This window comes from Ochrobactrum sp. SFR4 (genome assembly GCF_019730395.1).
Classification (GTDB): Bacteria; Pseudomonadota; Alphaproteobacteria; order Rhizobiales; family Rhizobiaceae; genus Pseudochrobactrum.
Genome location: NZ_JAAPBB010000438.1, coordinates 1 through 340, shown reverse-complemented (window position 1 = coordinate 340; position 340 = coordinate 1). Strand labels below are relative to the sequence as shown.

The 340-nt window shown below is 52.9% G+C and carries 1 pseudogene; it reads right to left on the bottom strand.

Annotated features, from left to right (window positions below):
• Positions 1 to 340: pseudogene (locus tag HBA93_RS19720) on the bottom strand (nitrilase-related carbon-nitrogen hydrolase); the annotation flags it as partial.

Genomic DNA, 340 nt, shown 5'->3' with positions numbered 1-340 from the left:
GCCGTTATTGGCAGCGCGTAACAGGGGTAAGCCCTGCTCAACGGCACGTAATTGTGCTTGCCGGAAGTGCTGGTAAGGCCCCGGTGTGTTACCGTACCAGGCATCATTGGTAATGTTGATAATCGCATCCACCGCTTTACCCTAATAATCAAGTTCAGACGGAAAAATTGCTTCATAGCAAATCAGCGGCAGCAGCGTCAGTTTCGGACTGATATTCATGGAGTGACGCGCAGGAGCGGCTGTGAACCCGCCGGGCAATTCAATCACTTCCTGCATGCCTAGCGAGCGCAGCAGGCCTTCCAGCGGCAGATATTCACCAAAGGGAACAAGATGAACCTTG